Consider the following 16,531-nt stretch of genomic DNA (forward strand, 5'->3'; position numbering starts at 1 on the left):
ACAATGAACTCCCGGCCCACCTAAAACCTTAAATATCTCCCGATTGAGCATTTAGATGGAAATCTTAACGAAAGAGGTGGTCGGAATGGTTGACTACGAACTCCTGAAGAAGATAGTCGAAGCCCCAGGCGTTTCTGGGTACGAGTTCTTAGGCGTAAGGGACGTCGTCGTGGAGGCCTTCAAGCCGTACGTTGACGAGATAAAGGTTGACAAGCTCGGCAACGTCATAGCCCATAAAAAGGGCAATGGGCCAAAGGTCATGCTGGCTGCACATATGGATCAGATAGGCCTTATGGTTACTCACATAGAGAAGAACGGCTTCCTTAGGGTTGCTCCAGTTGGAGGTATTGACCCAAGGACCCTCATAGCCCAGCGCTTCAAGGTCTGGATTGGCAAGGACGAGTTCATCTACGGCGTCGGGGGAAGTGTTCCGCCGCACATTCAGAAGCCCGAGGAGAGGACCAAGGCCCCAACCTGGGAGCAGGTCTTCATCGACATAGGCGCCGAGAGCAAAGAGGAAGCCGAGGAGATGGGAGTTAAGATCGGCACCATAATCACCTGGGACGGAAGGCTTGAGAGACTTGGCAAGCACAGACTCGTCAGCATAGCCTTTGACGACAGGATCGCTGTCTACACTCTTGTCAAGGCCGCCCAGGAGCTCGGCGAGACCGATGCGGACATATACTTCGTGGCCACCGTCCAGGAGGAGGTCGGCCTCCGCGGTGCAAAGGTTTCAGCCTTTGGCATTGACCCTGACTACGGCTTCGCCATTGACGTCACCATTGCCGCTGACGTTCCTGGAACACCGGAGCACAAGCAGGTTACCCAGCTCGGCAAGGGAACTGCTATAAAGATCATGGACCGCTCCGTCATCTGCCACCCGACCATCATCAGGTGGATGGAGGAGCTCGCCAAGAAGTACGAGATACCCTACCAGTGGGACATCCTCCTCGGTGGAGGGACCGATGCCGGCGCAATACACCTCAACAAGGCCGGCGTTCCAACGGGAGCGATAAGCGTTCCAGCGAGATACATCCACTCCAACGCGGAAGTTGTGGACGGACGCGACGTCGATGCGGGAGTTAAGCTGATGGCCAAGGTTCTCGAGCACATCACCGAGCTCGAGATCTGACCCTTTTCTTTCGTTTACTTCATCCTTTAACGCCAACTTTAAAAACCGGTCCGGGCACTTCTTAAAGGGACAGTATGCAAAGGTGCTCGGCATGGAGTCAAAGACGGCAAGGGTGCCCTTCTCCGCAGGATGGGAAGCTCTAATAAGCGTCGCGGTGAATCCTGAGGAGCTCTTCCCAACGTTTCCCTATCGAGCAGAGGTCACCAGGAGGAATGAAAGGTCCGTCGCGAGGCTTTCCCTCAGGCGTTTTCCCTGGAAGTTCGAGTTCGAAGGCTTTTTGGAGATGGCATTCAACGAGCCTCACGTCACCTATGTAATGAAAGGCCAAAGGGGCCTCCTGATTCTTTCCTTCATGGCCGGGGACGGAAGCCTTGTGGTGAGGGCTTCGGCGGATATCCCTTGGGAGAAGTTGCTCGGGAAGAAGCTCCAGTTGCTCGCGGAAGGCTCTGGAAAAGCTCTTGCCCGAATGGCTGAGAGCCATTACGTGCTGGCCCCGCTGGTCTTCGGTTCAGGGGAGGAGTTCATCTTAAGGAGATTCGAAGGCTCACTGCTCGCCCATCTGCTCCGCTACGTCCTGCTAAAGACGTCCAAGCGCTCCTTTAGGGTGATAGGGAAAGCTAAGGAAGATGGGTTCATTGCGGATGTCACCGATGGAATAGTGGAGAAAATCGAATACGAGACGTTCTCCGGAACCTCTATACTGGAGATCAAAAAAGACCTCCTCGATGTTTCGGAGGAGGACTTCTCCGAGATGGACTTGAACGGCGAGTATATAATTAAAATCGAGGCGCTGTGAGGGTCAGGACTCTTCGTTCACAGAGGCTTTTTCAAGGCCCTCTTTAGACAGCGGCTCATTCTCGGCAACGACTGGAACCCCAGCAAACCCTGATTCTCTCTTCTCTTTTTCTAAAAGCTCTCTTTCTAATTCCCTCAACTCATACCAGAAGAACAGCGCACCGAGGCCGATGCCCAGCAGGACGAAAGGCCACTTGGATGGGAGCGGCAGACCGCGGTGCCACGTGTAGAGGAGGTAGTTCTGATAGAAGAACAGATAGCCGAGCCAGGCCATCAGCATTGCCTCAATGGTGTATTCAATGAGCCTCTTGTCCTTATCTTCCATCCCTTCCACCTGGGGAAAGGTTAAAAACGAGCCGTTAAAACTCTTTCCCATGAGTGAATACTTCCCCTACAATAAACTCAGACCTCATCAGCAGGAATTCATAAATCTCGTTAATGAAGCTGTCCGAAAGGGTGAAAACGTCATAATCGAAGCCCCAACAGGCTTTGGAAAGACGGTAAGTGTTTTAGCTGGAATTCTGCCCCACGCGATAGAAATGGGCTACAAGGTGATTTACCTGGCCAGAACTCACAAGCAGATGGACCGCGTTATAGATGAGTTGAAGGCCATAAACAGGAAAACACCCGTTTCTGGCGTCGAGCTGAGGAGCAGAAAGGATCTGTGCCTCCACACATACCTTGTGAACTACACCACCGACGCCTACAACGCCATGGTAGTCTGCAAGAATCTCAAGAAGCTCGGAAAGTGCCCCTATTACGAGAACGAGAAGAAGAAGCGAGAGGAGTTCAATGAGGTAGTGAGGTTCTTTCTGCAGGAGCCGAGTCATCCAATGGAGATACTAGACTATGCTCAAACGCTGGAGCTCTGCCCTTACGACATGACGAGAAGGATAGCGGAGAAAGCTAACATCATAGTCGCGAGCTACCTCTATCTGCTCAGCCCAACGATAAGGGAGAACTTCCTCAGCTCGCTCGACATCGAGTATTCGGACTTGATAGTGGTCTTCGACGAGGCCCACAACCTTCCGGACCAGGCCATAAGCGCTCTCAGCGACAGGCTGAGCGTACACACCATCAGCAGGGCCATAAAGGAGGCCGACGAGTACAGGGAGCACGAGATAGCCAACTTCCTGAGCATCTTTGCCAGGGGTCTGGAGATTCTCTACGAGGAGAAGCTCAGGGAGAGGGACGTCCAGGAGGTTCCGATTCAGCCCGAACTAATCTTCGCCCACGTCGTTGATATACTCAACCTCGACGGCCGCTATCTCGTGAAGACCCTCAACGAGATGGTTGAGGTGGGCGATTCCATAAGAGAGGACAGGATAGAGAAGGGCAAACCGCCGAGGAGCTATGTCGGGAGGGTCGGCGAGTTCCTCCTCTTCTGGCTCTCGCTCATCGGGCGGGAAGACTATCTCTTCCTCATGAGCAGGGAGAAGGGCCTCAGCCTTGAGCTGGTCGCCCTCGATCCGGCCAATGCATTGAGCTTCATCAAGAATGTGCAGTCGGCGATATTCATGTCTGGAACATTAACGCCTCTCGAAGCCTTCCACGACGTCATGGGAATCGAGAACGCCAGGCTGAAGAAGTTTCCGCGCATGGTCAAGAGGGAAAACGCGCAGGTTTTAGTTGCGAGGGACGTCTCAACGCGCGGAGACGAGCGCTCGATGGAGTCCTACGGAAAGATGGTGGACTACATAGTCGAGGCGGTTAAGCTCATCCCGAAGAACGTCGGAGTTTTTGTAGCTTCCTACACGGTTCTGCAGGGCCTGCTCTCGGCCAACCTTGAAGTTCGCTTAGAGGATACCGGAAAGGCCATCTTCATCGAAAAGCAGAGCGCGAGCTCGAAGGAGAACGACCTCCTCATTGCCAAGTTCAAGGCCCACTCGAGAGATAGGGGGGCGGTTCTCCTTGGAGTGATGGGAGGTAGGAACAGCGAGGGGCAGGACTACAGCGGTGACGAGATGAACGGAGTCGTTTTAGTTGGCATCCCCTACGCGAGGCCCACGCCAAGGGTTCAGGCACAGATAAGGTATTTCGAGAGGAAGTTCCCGGGCAAGGGCAGATACTACGGTTATTATTTGCCCGCCCACAGAAAGCTCGTCCAGGCCGCGGGGAGGGTGCACCGCTCGACCGAGGAGAAAGGGTCGATAATAGTCCTTGACTACCGCCTGCTGTGGAACAGCATAAAGAAGGACCTACCGGACTGGATGCGGGAGACGATGAGGCCCGTTGACCTGGGAAAAATGAGACTGTATTTGAGGCGGTTCTGGCAGCAACCTTTGCAAGGCAAAGCGACCAAAGAAGGGACTGCTTTTAGATAATCCCTTTTATCAGTGTGCGACTCTCTGGGGTCTTTCTAGAGAGGATTTCTTAAATGAAGAAGCGCTTAACGTGAGTTCCATTTCTTTTTGACGTCCTTCGGGCGCTCACTTGGAGTTGAACACTCTAAAACTGCTCACTGAAGGTGGGCTCACTCTCAAAGGGGACACTTCAAGAAGATGTACAAGCTCCTATCAAACCTTTGCTCGGCAAACAGCCTTTAGGAAAAGGCCGGCGAAAAGTTAGACACTGCAGAAGTGTCGAGTTTAGAGTGCATTCCCAGTTATCCTGAGCATTTAGCAGGGAGTTCACTAATGAGAAAAGCAATTTTAGTCCGAGTCCTTTACTCTAAACTCTCTCAGGGCGTTAGTTTTGGGTGAACTCACTGTTTAAAGGGCCGATTAAAAGGAATTCACCGCAAAATAGAGCTATTATTGTGTCGAATGCAACTTCAAAACAGCCTGTTAGAACAGTCAGAAACTTTTGATGAAACTTTTCCTCAGAAAAGTTTCTTATGGTGCGGGGGCGGGGATTTGAACCCCGGAACCCCTACGGGACGGGACCCTCAATCCCGCGCCTTTGACCAGGCTCGGCAACCCCCGCACAAGCCAAACTATAACGCTCAGGGGGACTTTATAAAGTTTTCTGTGGAGCCCTTCTCGACCCGGACCAAAAAATTTATAAAGCCACCTCCCGTCTATGTCTTCGGGTTGAGGGCCGGTAGCTCAGCATGGTTAGAGCGCGGGACTCTTAATCCCGTGGTCGGGGGTTCGAATCCCCCCCGGCCCGCCAAATCGCGGTTCTTCTCGATGCGTTCGAGTCTTGAAGGAGCGCGTGTTAATCGTTGAAAAGGAGTCAAGAAAAATGAGTTTTGAAAGCTTAGGCTTATCTGAGGCGACGTTAGTTGCCGTTAGAAGGAAGGGCTTCTCACAGCCCACTGACATTCAGAGGGAGGTCATTCCGCGTCTTTTATCTGGCGATGCAGATATAATTGGGCAGTCCCAGACCGGAACCGGAAAGACGGCCGCTTTTGCCTTGCCCATAATCGAGGCAATTGATGAGAATGAAAAGAGCGTTCAAGCAATCGTCCTGACGCCCACGAGGGAGCTCGCCCTTCAGGTGGCGGACGAGATAAAGAGCCTCCGCGGGAGGAAGAGAGTTTACGTTTACGCGGTCTACGGCGGCCAGCCGATTGGTCCGCAGATACGGGCCCTTGAGAGAGGTACTCACGTCGTCGTTGGCACCCCCGGAAGGGTTCTCGACCACATAAGGCGCGGGACCCTTGATCTGAGCGGGGTGAAGTTCTTCATCCTCGACGAGGCCGATAGAATGCTCGACATGGGCTTCATAGACGACATAGAGGCCATTTTCAGGCAGACGCCGAGGAACAAGCGAGTGCTGATGTTCTCAGCAACGATGCCACGCGAAATCCTTAGACTTGCCCAGCGCTATATGGGGAACTATGAAGTCGTGAAGGTAAGCAGCGACGAGCTCGTTCCTGAAATGGTCGAGCAGGAATATGTTGAGGTCGTTCCGGCAAGGAAGTTCACGATGCTGAAGAAAATCCTGAGCGACGACTTCTACGGCATAGTCTTCTGCGCGACGAAGAGGGAAACGAGGGAACTGAACGAGAAGCTCAGAAGGCAGGGCTACAGCGTCGAAGCCCTTAACGGGGACATGAGCCAGAGCGCAAGGGAGAGAACCTTCTGGCGCTTCAAGACCAAGAGGACGAGAATTTTAGTGGCAACTGACGTCGCCGCTAGGGGGCTGGACGTTCAGGACATAAGCCACATCGTAAACTACTCCCTGCCCATGACGGCTGAAGACTACGTCCACAGAATAGGCAGAACCGGAAGGATGGGCAAGCGGGGAAAGGCCGTCACCTTCATAATGCCTGGGGAGTACAGGAGGCTCCGCTACATAGCGAGCGTCGCAGGTGTCGAAATCAAGAAGTCCGAGCTGAGCGAGGAGATACCAAGGGAATACCGTGAAAGGTACGAACGCGAGGAGAAGCAAAGGGAGTACCGGAAAAACGGGAGAAGAAACGACAGGTATCACCGCGGCTATTCAAGGCGCTATTAGCGTTCTCCGAGGTAGAGGGTTACGGCTAGGTCGTTTCCCTCGGCTTTCACCTCAATCCATACTGCGTCGCTCTTCTCAATATTGCCGAAGAGTTCCTCGTCGGAAGTTATCCGCCCAACAAGCCATTCTGCATACTGTTCGTGGAATATTAGGTGGTAGTAATCCGCAAGATTCTGGTAGGTTACAACCCAGGCTTTGCCCGATTTGTATCCCTCGGGAAGCTTTCCGTCGGAGAGCAGCGAGAGGGAGCTGTCAATCGCCAGGTTGAACTCCTCGGAGAGCAGCCTGACCATCCTGTAGGCGAGCGCTGTTGCGTCGTTCTCCGTCATGGTGTAGTCCTGCTTGAGGAAGTCCTTCCCCCTTAAAATACCGAGGGTCTTCACGGAGGCTAAATCGTTGCCCGGCCGAATCTCGTAGAGAGTCGCGTTGATGACCCTACGTCCCTGCCTCTCCCAGTAGCGGTAGTAGGAGCCAAGATCCATCGGAGGCAGGCGCTGGTCGAGGACGAAGAACCAGCCGTCTATCCTAACGAGTGCCGCTGCGTGGCCAAGGTCGGTGAGGTTTATCCCCATCGCGTAAACGGGCGAGTAGTTCATGGCCAAGAGCAGGGCGTCGGTGAGAACCGTGTAGTCAGTGCATATGCCCTTTCCTCGCATAATCGTCTCGTAGGGAGTCTGTATCGTGTTGTTCTGCCCCGTAACTACTTCCTGTCTTCCGTCGGGGTAAATGATAATCTTGGCAAAAGGCTCTTTCGCCTTCTCCCGGTCGTATGTTACCCACTGCCCTTCCCAGTCAAGGACGTTCCAGACGCTCTCTTCGAGAGTCGCGCCCTTCAGCTCAGCGGCGAAGGGCGAGATGACCTCAAGCTCCGGCCCGCTCAGCATGCAGGGAAGGGCGTCCTTGAGTATGTAGCGCCATAGGACGCCGCTGCAGTTCAACTGGGCGTCCTGGCTGGGCAGAAAAACCGTCAGGTTGTTCCACTGAACCTCCGGATTTGTCCAAGTTGCAGGAGGGGTTGTAGTTGTTGTGGTAATTGTAGTCTGTGGTGTTGGGGACGTTGAAGGGTACGTTGAATGGGAAGTAGTGGGTGAAGTTTCAGTTTGCTGAACTACAGTGATACATCCTGAGACGAACACCATGAGCACAATTACCAGCGCGAAGACTGTCCTTCTCATCATGACATTAAAATCGTCAGTGGGAGTTATAAAGGAAACCTCCATGGAGCAACCTTTACACCAGTAAATTTTGCAGGGCAAAGTTTGACCGAAGCTTTCTAACTGCAAGAAGGCAAAGTTTGTTAGAATGTGGTGCCGGGGCGGGGCTTTGAACCCCGGACCTCTCGGTTTCTCAGGCTCCCCCGAAGGGGAGCAGCCCTATGAGCCGAGCGCTCTGACCAGGCTAAGCTACCCCGGCACAAGCGCCCGCGTTATACCTCCCAAAGTCCATTTTTAAACCTTTCGTTCACCAGGCATAGCCATAGGTCATTGCCATGAGCTTTCTTCTGAGCTTCTTGCCATAGTAGAGCCCCAGCAGGATGCCTGTTATAAGCCCGCCGAGGTGGGCGAAGGCGTTCACCCCGGGGAACAGGCTGTTGATAAGGAAGAGGAGGAAAGCGTTTGTGAGGGCCCTTCCAATATTACCCCTGATTATTCCAGAGGTCATTATTAAAAGGCCCACTATCCCAAAGAGGGCACCACTTGCCCCAGCGCTCACGGAGTTAGGCGGAAGGAGGAAGAGCGTGACCAGGTTGCCGACGAGACCAGCAACCAAGTAAGTAAAGACGAGAACCCTGCCACCAAAGAGACGTTCGAGCTGACTGCCGAGCATAAGGAGAAAGTACATGTTGAAGGCTAGGTGGAGTATTCCCACGTGAACGAACATGGCAGTGAGGAGCTGCCACCAGGCGCCGTTTATGACCGCGTAGTTCCACTGACCGAGCCTTGCAAGAACCTCGATGCCTATGTCTATCGGGTTACCGCTCAGTATGGCCTCGAAGATGTAAACGAGCACGTTGATGCCAAAGAGCAGAGTTGTTACCCTACCGTACTTCATTGTGAAGCCTTTAAGGCTCATTGGCCAGCTCCTCCAAGATTAACTCGAGCAGATAGCGTTCATTCACGGCTATGATGTTGGTCTTTTTGGTCGCACTCAACTCGAGCTTGAGCTCCTTCCCCCTCTCGTCCGTGACTATCGCCCCGGCTTCCCTCGCTATTATAACCCCAGCCGCTATGTCCGTGGGGCGGACATAGTTCCTGATGTCAAGCACTCCATCAAGGCGCCCTTGGCGAGATAGGTGAGCTCAACTGCTATAGCCCCGAGGACGCGGACACGCTTTACCTTTTTGATCAGCCCCAAATGTTCTCCCCTCGTGTAGAAGCTCAGCGCTTCTTTCCCGCGCTCGGGCTTCCTGACGTGAATTTGTCTCCCGTTCATGAACGCTCCAGTACCTGGAATTCCCTCGTAGAAGTGTCCCGTGACGAACTCATATATTGCGCCGTAACGGGGCTTTTTACCCTCGAAAACAGCAAAGCTGAAGGCGAAGATGGGTATTCCAGCGGCAAAGTTGTAGGAACCGTCTATCGGATCAATGACCACTGTATAGTCGCTCCCGCTGTCGATGACGCCTATCTCCTCACTGACGATATTAACGCCAAGCGGCTGGAGCCTGCTCAGCACTATCTCCTCAGCCACCTTATCGACGTATTTCGTAACGTCGCCGCTCACGTTGGTTCCAACCGTTTCTCCAGCCTTTGGAGTCCCGAAGAGAGGCATCACAACCTTTTCAACTTCCTTGGCCATCTCTATGGCCACTTCGTTCCATTCCATAGTCAAACCCCCATAAACATTCTCAGTAGGTTCCTCGTCCCGGGAGCAAACCCAAGGAGGAATATCACAAGCTTCACGAACTCCCCCATGTCTCTCTCAGCCTCGTTCTCAACTACATGGTCAATTAGGTAAACGACGAGCAGGAGCATGACGAACTTTAGGATGTACATCGTGGCCGCCGTTCCCGTATGCTCAATGAAAAAGCGGGACAGGACATGCTGCTCCCAGTAGCCCATGAAGTCAACGCCGACGAAGGTCGTTGTCGCGTCGTAGAAGTGGGCGTAGAAAAGCCAGCTGTTATCCGCTATAATCTTGACCTTCTTCGTGAGCAGCCAGATAGAAGTCTCGGCCACTACCAGGGCAGGGATAAAGTACTTCAGAACCTCCCAGTTGAAAGAGACTTTGGAGTAGCTTATCCCAAGCACGAAGACGTTGAAGAGCAGCAGCACTATCCCGAACCCGAAGAACGCCCTCTGCCAGTCACACCCCCTGCAGTGCCTGTGGCTCACGTAGAGGGCGAGCGACGTGAAGGCAGTAACCATGAAATAGATGCCGGGAGTTACTGTTAGATAAGTTCTCGGATAGATGGTCGCGTCGGTCATGGCCCTCATCAACGCGCCAAGTGCTATATACGGGAGGAGCGCCTTGAAGAACTGCCTGTCAGTACTGATTCCAGCTCTCTTCAGTGCCCTGTACACGACCACCACACCTATACCAAGGATTACCGCGTAGGTGAGTGTGTTCACTACGTTGTAGCCCTCGTTGTTCACGATGGGTTCAATGAAGTATCTGTAAAAGAACTCCCAGAGACCCATTTGACCACCATAGACGGTTGTTCCGATAGCCTTAAAGCTTTTCCCACATAATTTCTATGGATGGTGAGGAGGATGCACCTGATGCAACTGCCAAGGGAAGTATTGCTGGGTGAGAACCTTAAGGGAGAAGTCGTTAACGTCGCGAGAAGGCTCAAATTGGGGCGGAGAGTCCTTGTTCTTTATGGGTCCAAGACGAGGGAAATAGCGGGGAAGGACGTAGAGAAGAACCTCCGTGGAGAGTTCAAGGTGGGTGCGCTCACGGTGAAAGAGGCCAGCATGGAGGAAGTCAAGAGGACGCTGGATAGAATAAGGGATGAGGGTATTGACTGGCTCATAGCCGTTGGCGGCGGAAGCATAATAGACGTCGCCAAGCTCGCCTCCTTCAAGGCTGGGATTCCCTTTATCAGCTTTCCGACCACCGCTTCCCACGACGGAATAGCGAGCGCGAACGCATCAATAAAGGACATAGAGACAAAGACGTCCATCAAGGCCGTTCCGCCGGTAGCGGTCATAGCGGACGTGAAGGTCATCAAAACGGCCCCCTACCGCTACCTGGCCGCGGGGGTTGGCGACATAATCTCTAACCTGACCGCGGTGAAAGACTGGCTGCTGGCCCACAGGCTCAGAGGGGAATACTACAGCGAGTATGCGGCGTCTCTCTCTTTGATGAGCGCCAAGATGGTGATAAAAAACGCCAACATAATAAGGCTCGGCAACGAGGAGAGCGTGAGGAAGGTCATAAAGGGTCTAATCTCAAGCGGCGTTGCGATGAGCATAGCGGGCTCCTCAAGGCCGGCAAGCGGTGCCGAGCACCTATTCAGCCACGCGCTCGACATGATAACACCTAAACCAGCACTCCACGGCGAGCAGTGCGGCGTCGGGACGATAATAACGGCCTACCTCCACGGCCTCAAGTGGAAGACAATTAGGGAAACCTTAAAGAAGGTGGGAGCGCCAACTAACGCATACGAGTTGGGAATCGACCCCGAGTATATCATCGAGGCGCTCACGATTGCACACACCATAAGGCCCGAGCGCTACACAATACTCGGAAAAGAGGGTCTTACCAGAGAGGCGGCCGAAAAAGCCGCTAAAATCACTGGAGTCATCTGACGATCATCACTCACGGAGGTGTTTGGAATGGCAATAATCACGTTAGTCGGAGAAAAGCTGGCAAGGCCTGGTGTTGAATTCATATATTACGGCCCAGCAGAACCGTGCAGGACCTGTAAGCTCGCAGGAGTCTGCGTTGGAAACCTTGAGCCAGGAAGGCGCTACAAGATTCTGCGCGTAAGGAGCATGCCCTCGCACTCCTGTCCGCTCCACGAGGGCAAGGTCAGAATCGTTGAAGTGGTGGAACCATCGGTGGAGATAGCGATAGAGCCGAGGCTGGCCATAGCAGGCTCGGTGATAAAGCTCGGCTTCGCCGATTGCGACGACCCAGAAAAGCAGGATCTCTTCAGGCCAGAGGGGCTCTTTGAGGGGGACAGCGTCAAGATAATCGAAGTCTTAGGCGACATCGAGTGCAATGGAAAGCACTACAAGATCGTCAAGGTCATGAGGAAAAAGGACTAACCCTTATTTAATCTTTTTCCACAAAAGCCACTAACTCTTTTCCACCAGCCGAAACTTTGTAGGCCCTTGCCTCTCCTTCAAAGGCCTTCCTGATTGCCTTCATGGTCCTCTCACGTCTCCTCAAGAGCTCCTGTGCCTCCTCAACGCTCACCGCTTTGAACCTCAGCCTCTCACCTGGCCTGCTCTGGGCAACGAGGGGGACATCAACGCGGGCAACCATCCCTATCTTCGCGTAGCCGCCAGTGGTCTGGCAGTCGGCCATCATGATTATCGGCTTTCCGTTTGCTGGAACCTGAATTGAACCGATTGGAACGGCGTCTGTCACAATGTCAGCGCCTTTCTCCGAGTGCTCTATTTGAGGCCCGTCGAGGCGGTAACCCATCCGATCCGATTCGGGCGTTACGGTGTAGGACCCGCTCAGGAAAGTTTCTATTCCCTCATCAGTAAAGTGGTCGAGGTTCGGTCCGGGGATCACTCGGATAACTTTCTCCTTTGCTGAATAATCGGGCTTCAGCTCCCTGGGAAGAACTCTACCTTCCTTACCCGTTAGAAGGGTGTACCCGAGCGTTAGCCTATCGCCTGCCTTTAAAGGCCTGCCAAGGCCTGCCCGCGTATAGGTCGAGCAGCTGCCGAGGAGCCTTTCACACTTAATTCCTCCAGCGAAAGCGATATAGCCGTATAGACCGCTCCTCAGCGTTTCAACTTCCAGAACGTCGCCGCGCTTTGCCCAGTAACTCCTCCAGAGTTCTATGGGAACACCGTTGAGCTTAACCTCCACGTCCCCAGCGACGGCAAAGACGGCTGAGGCGTTGAAGAGGATGGTCGGCCCGGCCAGAAGAAACTCGAGAACCGGGGCGTTATCCGGATTACCAACTATGTAGTTGGCTAACCTCGCACTCACCTCGTCCATGACGCCGCTCGTGGAGACACCGAGCTTCCTATAGCCGAATCTACCAAGATCCTGGATAGTTAGGAGTGATGGGACATTAAGGAGATCAATCATTTATCATCCCTCCACTGTATAGCTCCCAGAACTCCTCCTCACTTATCGGTACGAACTTCACGTAGTCGCCAGGCTGGAGAAGCGTTGGTGAATCTTTCCTCGGATCGAAAAGCTTCAGGGGAGTTCTGCCGATGAGCCGCCAGCCGCCGGGGCTTTCGAGGGGATATATGCCCGTCTGCTTTCCAGCTATGCCCACGCTCCCGGCGGGAACCTTCAGCCTCGGCTTTTCTAGGCGGGGAGTGGCTATCCTCTCGTCCATTCCACCCAGGTAGGCAAAGCCCGGAGTGAAGCCGAGCATGTAGACCCTGTAGAACTGCCTCGAGTGAATCTCGATGACATCATCCACGCTGAGACCATTGTATTGAGCGACGAACTCGATGTCGGGCCCGAAATCACCGCCGTAAACCGTTGGGATCTCGACTATTCTCGACTTCTCATCATCCGGCTCAGCGGAGAGGAAAGGTTTCACTGCCTCAACGACCTCTGTATAGCTCACCATGAGAGGATCGTAGTATACGTAAACGGTTGAGTAGGTCGGGACTACCTCGACGAGCCACTCCGGACTGGCCTTTTCGATGGCTCTCGCCACAACGTGGACTTTTTCGTTTATTTCCTCATCTATAACCTCACCGAAAGAAATAACGAGCGCTGAGTCGCCGGCTGGTTTAAACTCGACCATGCTCTCACCTTATAAATTCACCCATCGGTACTACCTTGACGCCTTCCTCTTCGAGGATGCGCCTGATATAAGCTGCTATCTCCACAGCCTTCGGGTTGTCCCCGTGGACGCAGATTGTGTCGGCTCTGAGCTCAACCCATTCCCCGTTGATGGCCTTAACGCAGCCGTCCTTCACCATAGAGATAACGCGCTCGGCTATGAGCTCTTTGTCGTGTATTACCGCCCCCGGCTTCCCCCTTGGAACAAGCGTGCCGTCTGGATTATAGGCCCTGTCTGCGAAAACCTCATGCGCAACCTTTAGTTTCATCTCCTCAGCTATTTCGGCCGCCCTTGAACCCGAGAGTGTTACGAAGATCAGCCCTTTGTCGAAGTCCGCTATTCCCTCCATAACCGCCCTAGCGAGTTCCTCGTCCTTCACAAGGGCGTTGTAGAGCGCGCCGTGGGGCTTGACGTGCTGGAGTTCCATTCCTTCAGCCTTTGTGAAGGCGTAAAGCGCGCCGATCTGGTACAGAATATAGTTTCTGGCCTCCTCGGGGGTAAGCTTCATGTACCTCCTCCCAAAACCCATGAGATCTGGATAACCCGGATGGGCACCGACGGCGATGCCTTTCTCCTTCGCAAGTCTGACGGTTTTCCTCATGACGATTGGGTCTCCAGCGTGCCAGCCGGTGGCAACGTTGGCGCTGGTTATGCGGTTCATAACCTCCTCGTCGAGGCCGAGTTTATAGCGGCCGAAGCTCTCACCCATGTCCGAGTTAAGGTCGACCCTCATTTCCATCACCGGGTTCATTTCGACAGAAATCTAAAAAAGGGTTTCTCCGAGTTTTGACCATGAAGGTTCAGGTCATCGATGCCGCGATATTCATCCAGGGGATTGACGTCGAAGGTGTAACCACTCCAAAGGTCGTTGAAGAGGTAAAAGACCCCGAGTCGGGACTCTTCTTGGAGGGCCTGATTAACGCGGGGAAGATTAGGGTGCTGATGCCCTCGCGCGAGAGCATCGAGGCAGTTAGGGAAGCGGCCAAAAGAACCGGCGAGCTAGGGGAGCTGAGTGAGGCAGATATGGAAATCCTCGCCTTGGCTTACGAGCTCAAGGCTGTCCTATTCACCGACGACTACAACCTGCAGAACATCGCCAAAACGCTTGGCATCGAGTTCAAAACGCTCAAAAGAGGCATAAAGCGCGTTATAAGATGGAGCTACGTCTGCATCGGCTGCGGGAAGAAGTTTACAAGTGAGCCTCCGGAAGGAATCTGCTCAGACTGCGGAAGCCCCGTGAGGCTCATTCCAAGAAAGCGCCCGAGGAGGCGTCGGCGCTCATAGGGTATATCATCGGTTCTTCTCATCCCGTCTTGGATTCGTCACCCGCCTCCCCGGGCGGCGTCAGGGCCAGTCCTCGTCATCACTAAGCTCGGTGCAATTCGCTGTCATCATCCGCGGTCGTTCATTGGAGGTAATAGGATATAAGCTTTCTCAGCTCGAGGTTGCGCTCTGGCTTGAGCCTCAAAAAGCGCTTGAGCTGGTTGTTCTCGGCGATAAGGCCGAATAGCTCAATTGCCAGGAGTTTATTGTCCTCGCTCACGCCATAAGCCTTAAAGCGCAGTGGAGCGTACTCTTTCTCCAGCTCCCACACCTTCTCCTCAAGCTCCCCGCCCGGTTCCTTAAACTCACCAAGGAGAGCGATTTCAATTACCCTCTCCGGCGGGACAGAGTACCTCTCGCTCAACCCTTCAATCTCACTCCAGAGCTCTTCGCCAAGCTCGAGTTCGATTTTGCCGAAGCCTTTCTCGGGTTTGATGACGAGCTTCACCTTGTCCACACTCCATAAGCGAATCGTTCACGATTTGTGAAATTTCTCCAGTTCTTTCTTTTTCTCTTCAAGCTGCTTCCTCAGCTCCTTGTTCTCCTCTCTCAGCCTGTTTCTCTCGGCCACCATGAACTCCCTATCCCTCAAAGCCTTCCCGTAAAACTCTCTCAGCTCCTCAAGCTCGCTCTCCATCTCGGGGAGCTTCTCCTCCAGCGCTTTAACTTTCTCCCCCAAAATCTCTTCGCGCTCGGCTTTCAACATTTCCTCAACTTTTGGAAGGTGTTCTTTGATAAGGGCTTCAAGGTCTCTGCCCTTCAGAGATTTGAACTTCTCACAGGGCAAGACTATCCGAATTTCGTTCATTTTCTCTTCCACCCCATCTCTGTCTTTCTGTCGTAGTAGAGAACATAGAAAGCCAGCAACCCTTTCCACTTACCGTGCGGTTTGATGAGCTCTCTCGCGTCCTTTTCCTTGACCTCTTTTACCTTCATTCCGAAAATCTTTGCTATCCCCCTTCTCAGTCCCCAGTCACCCGCGGGATATGTGTTCTTCCTCAGCCCATAGGCTAAGAACAACTCGGCGCTCCACCTCCCGATTTCGCGGAACTTCGTGAGGTATTTAATAGCGTCCTCCTCGCTCCAATCCCACAGCTCGAAGTTCAGCTCGCCATTGATGTAGAACTCCAGGAGGGCTCTATGTATCCCGCGCGGTAGCCGAGCTTTGCCTTCTTAAACTCCTATTCACTCATCGACGTTATCTTTTCAGCGCTCAGAAAGGCATAAAGGTCACAGATCCTTTTGTCGCCAGCTGAATGAGGTTCGCTATAGTCCTTTGGGCAAATTCGAAGTTAACCTGCTGCTGGGCTATGACCTCAACCAAGGCCTGGTAAGGGCTCGACGCTGCTGGAACGGTTAGGCCATGACATTCCTCAATGAGAAAGGCGAATTTCGAATCCACTATTTCATTGTAGAAGGAGTCCAAGTCAGTATCAAGGCCGAGGATAAATGTCAGCTTTTTCCTTGCGTCTTTCCGCTCTTTTCTACCCCACTCGTCTGGAAATATGAAGTCATTCCCATCGAAGCCGACCATACCTATCTCTAAGGCCTGCCGAAATACTCCACTTTCGTACTTCCACGTGCCGTTCCTTATCCTCTCGGGGGTTACTTTTTTAAGGTCAACCTCAGCCATCGGTTGAGCCTTACTGGATTCTCCTTTATATCCTTCAGCGTCGAAACGTAGAGCCTCTTGCCGTCGACAGAGCGTTTGATTTTAAGCTCGCCGGATTCTTCCAGAGAGTACATCGCGTCCTTAATTTCCTCGGCGCGGACGTCGAAGGTCTCCCTCAGAAAGTCCCAGTAGGGCTCGTTGTGAGAGTATTTGGCCGCTTCACGGACGAGCGCCCAGGCATTCCTTATTTTCTCCCCGCCTTTGGAGACCTTGTAAAGTTTGACGAGCGTCCTCAGGCTCATGGTCTGAGGTTGGCCTTGAACCTATA

17 protein-coding genes, 3 tRNA genes and 2 pseudogenes are annotated in these 16,531 nt (G+C 53.3%); 8 read left to right on the forward strand and 14 right to left on the reverse strand.

Annotation, left to right across the window (positions count from 1 at the left end):
• The first annotated feature begins 85 nt into the window (after positions 1 to 85).
• Positions 86 to 1,132 (forward strand): M42 family metallopeptidase, encoded by a 1,047-nt coding sequence (locus A7C91_RS00665; RefSeq protein ID WP_068664036.1) that lies wholly within the window; start codon positions 86 to 88, stop codon positions 1,130 to 1,132.
• 91 nt (positions 1,133 to 1,223) lie between these two features.
• Positions 1,224 to 1,928, forward strand: a complete 705-nt coding sequence (locus A7C91_RS00670) for a hypothetical protein (protein WP_068664038.1) — start codon at positions 1,224 to 1,226, stop codon at positions 1,926 to 1,928.
• A 3-nt stretch (positions 1,929 to 1,931) separates the two neighbouring features.
• On the opposite strand, the gene A7C91_RS00675 is transcribed toward A7C91_RS00670, so the two are convergent.
• On the reverse strand, positions 1,932 to 2,252 hold the full coding sequence (locus A7C91_RS00675) for a hypothetical protein (protein ID WP_068664040.1): 321 nt from the start codon (positions 2,250 to 2,252) through the stop codon (positions 1,932 to 1,934).
• A gap of 49 nt (positions 2,253 to 2,301) precedes the next feature.
• On the opposite strand from A7C91_RS00675, the gene A7C91_RS00680 reads away from it, so the two are divergent.
• Positions 2,302 to 4,251: a helicase C-terminal domain-containing protein gene (locus A7C91_RS00680; protein ID WP_068664043.1), complete on the forward strand. Its 1,950-nt coding sequence runs from the start codon at positions 2,302 to 2,304 to the stop codon at positions 4,249 to 4,251.
• 513 nt (positions 4,252 to 4,764) lie between these two features.
• On the opposite strand, the gene A7C91_RS00685 is transcribed toward A7C91_RS00680, so the two are convergent.
• Positions 4,765 to 4,852, reverse strand: a tRNA-Leu gene (locus tag A7C91_RS00685).
• A 111-nt stretch (positions 4,853 to 4,963) separates the two neighbouring features.
• On the opposite strand from A7C91_RS00685, the gene A7C91_RS00690 reads away from it, so the two are divergent.
• Positions 4,964 to 5,041, forward strand: a tRNA-Lys gene (locus A7C91_RS00690).
• A 72-nt stretch (positions 5,042 to 5,113) separates the two neighbouring features.
• Positions 5,114 to 6,331, forward strand: a complete 1,218-nt coding sequence (locus tag A7C91_RS00695; RefSeq protein WP_082872009.1) for a DEAD/DEAH box helicase — start codon at positions 5,114 to 5,116, stop codon at positions 6,329 to 6,331.
• Here the strand turns inward: A7C91_RS00695 and A7C91_RS00700 are convergent.
• The 5 genes and pseudogenes from A7C91_RS00700 to A7C91_RS00720 all read right to left on the reverse strand — a co-directional run bounded on the left by A7C91_RS00700 (position 6,328) and on the right by A7C91_RS00720 (position 9,972).
• A complete protein-coding gene (locus A7C91_RS00700) occupies positions 6,328 to 7,509 on the reverse strand; it encodes a transglutaminase-like domain-containing protein (protein WP_068667346.1) in 1,182 nt (393 codons plus the stop codon). The genes A7C91_RS00695 and A7C91_RS00700 overlap by 4 nt on opposite strands.
• Positions 7,510 to 7,636: 127 nt before the next feature.
• Positions 7,637 to 7,744: transfer RNA gene (locus tag A7C91_RS00705), tRNA-Met, on the reverse strand.
• Between the two features lie 48 nt (positions 7,745 to 7,792).
• Positions 7,793 to 8,404 carry a rhomboid family intramembrane serine protease gene (locus tag A7C91_RS00710; protein ID WP_068664047.1) on the reverse strand — a complete coding sequence of 204 codons (612 nt, stop codon included), beginning with the start codon at positions 8,402 to 8,404 and terminating at the stop codon, positions 7,793 to 7,795.
• A pseudogene (locus A7C91_RS00715) lies at positions 8,394 to 9,157 on the reverse strand (bifunctional fructose-bisphosphatase/inositol-phosphate phosphatase). Before A7C91_RS00715 ends, A7C91_RS00710 begins: the two are co-directional and overlap by 11 nt.
• Before the next feature lie 2 nt (positions 9,158 to 9,159).
• On the reverse strand, positions 9,160 to 9,972 hold the full coding sequence (locus A7C91_RS00720) for a DUF63 family protein (protein WP_068664049.1): 813 nt from the start codon (positions 9,970 to 9,972) through the stop codon (positions 9,160 to 9,162).
• 72 nt (positions 9,973 to 10,044) lie between these two features.
• On the opposite strand from A7C91_RS00720, the gene A7C91_RS00725 reads away from it, so the two are divergent.
• A complete protein-coding gene (locus tag A7C91_RS00725) occupies positions 10,045 to 11,085 on the forward strand; it encodes an NAD(P)-dependent glycerol-1-phosphate dehydrogenase (RefSeq protein ID WP_068664051.1) in 1,041 nt (346 codons plus the stop codon).
• A 27-nt stretch (positions 11,086 to 11,112) separates the two neighbouring features.
• Positions 11,113 to 11,547: a UPF0179 family protein gene (locus A7C91_RS00730; RefSeq protein ID WP_068664054.1), complete on the forward strand. Its 435-nt coding sequence runs from the start codon at positions 11,113 to 11,115 to the stop codon at positions 11,545 to 11,547.
• Between the two features lie 7 nt (positions 11,548 to 11,554).
• On the opposite strand, the gene A7C91_RS00735 is transcribed toward A7C91_RS00730, so the two are convergent.
• From A7C91_RS00735 to A7C91_RS00745, 3 genes are read right to left on the reverse strand one after another with little or no spacing between them, the layout of a single operon-like run.
• Positions 11,555 to 12,550 (reverse strand): 5-oxoprolinase subunit C family protein, encoded by a 996-nt coding sequence (locus tag A7C91_RS00735; protein WP_068664060.1) that lies wholly within the window; start codon positions 12,548 to 12,550, stop codon positions 11,555 to 11,557.
• Positions 12,543 to 13,229, reverse strand: a complete 687-nt coding sequence (pxpB, locus tag A7C91_RS00740) for a 5-oxoprolinase subunit PxpB (protein ID WP_068664062.1) — start codon at positions 13,227 to 13,229, stop codon at positions 12,543 to 12,545. The genes A7C91_RS00735 and pxpB overlap by 8 nt, the downstream gene beginning before the upstream one ends.
• 4 nt (positions 13,230 to 13,233) lie before the next feature.
• On the reverse strand, positions 13,234 to 14,001 hold the full coding sequence (locus tag A7C91_RS00745; RefSeq protein ID WP_068664064.1) for a LamB/YcsF family protein: 768 nt from the start codon (positions 13,999 to 14,001) through the stop codon (positions 13,234 to 13,236).
• 59 nt (positions 14,002 to 14,060) lie between these two features.
• Between A7C91_RS00745 and A7C91_RS00750 the strand changes: the two genes are divergently transcribed.
• Positions 14,061 to 14,552, forward strand: coding sequence for a type II toxin-antitoxin system VapC family toxin (locus A7C91_RS00750; RefSeq protein WP_068664066.1), 492 nt, complete (start codon positions 14,061 to 14,063; stop codon positions 14,550 to 14,552).
• Between the two features lie 121 nt (positions 14,553 to 14,673).
• On the opposite strand, the gene A7C91_RS00755 is transcribed toward A7C91_RS00750, so the two are convergent.
• The 4 genes and pseudogenes from A7C91_RS00755 to A7C91_RS00770 form a co-directional block, all read right to left on the reverse strand.
• Positions 14,674 to 15,039: a hypothetical protein gene (locus A7C91_RS00755; RefSeq protein WP_068667347.1), complete on the reverse strand. Its 366-nt coding sequence runs from the start codon at positions 15,037 to 15,039 to the stop codon at positions 14,674 to 14,676.
• Between the two features lie 27 nt (positions 15,040 to 15,066).
• Positions 15,067 to 15,399 (reverse strand): hypothetical protein, encoded by a 333-nt coding sequence (locus A7C91_RS00760; RefSeq protein WP_068664068.1) that lies wholly within the window; start codon positions 15,397 to 15,399, stop codon positions 15,067 to 15,069.
• A pseudogene (locus A7C91_RS00765) lies at positions 15,396 to 16,224 on the reverse strand (DNA-3-methyladenine glycosylase family protein). Before A7C91_RS00765 ends, A7C91_RS00760 begins: the two are co-directional and overlap by 4 nt.
• Complete coding sequence (locus A7C91_RS00770) at positions 16,197 to 16,505, reverse strand: hypothetical protein (RefSeq protein ID WP_068664070.1); 309 nt, start codon at positions 16,503 to 16,505, stop codon at positions 16,197 to 16,199. The pseudogene A7C91_RS00765 and the gene A7C91_RS00770 overlap by 28 nt, the downstream one beginning before the upstream one ends.
• Positions 16,506 to 16,531: the final 26 nt, after the last annotated feature.

Source organism: Thermococcus piezophilus (assembly GCF_001647085.1).
Taxonomy (GTDB): Archaea; Methanobacteriota_B; Thermococci; order Thermococcales; family Thermococcaceae; genus Thermococcus; species Thermococcus piezophilus.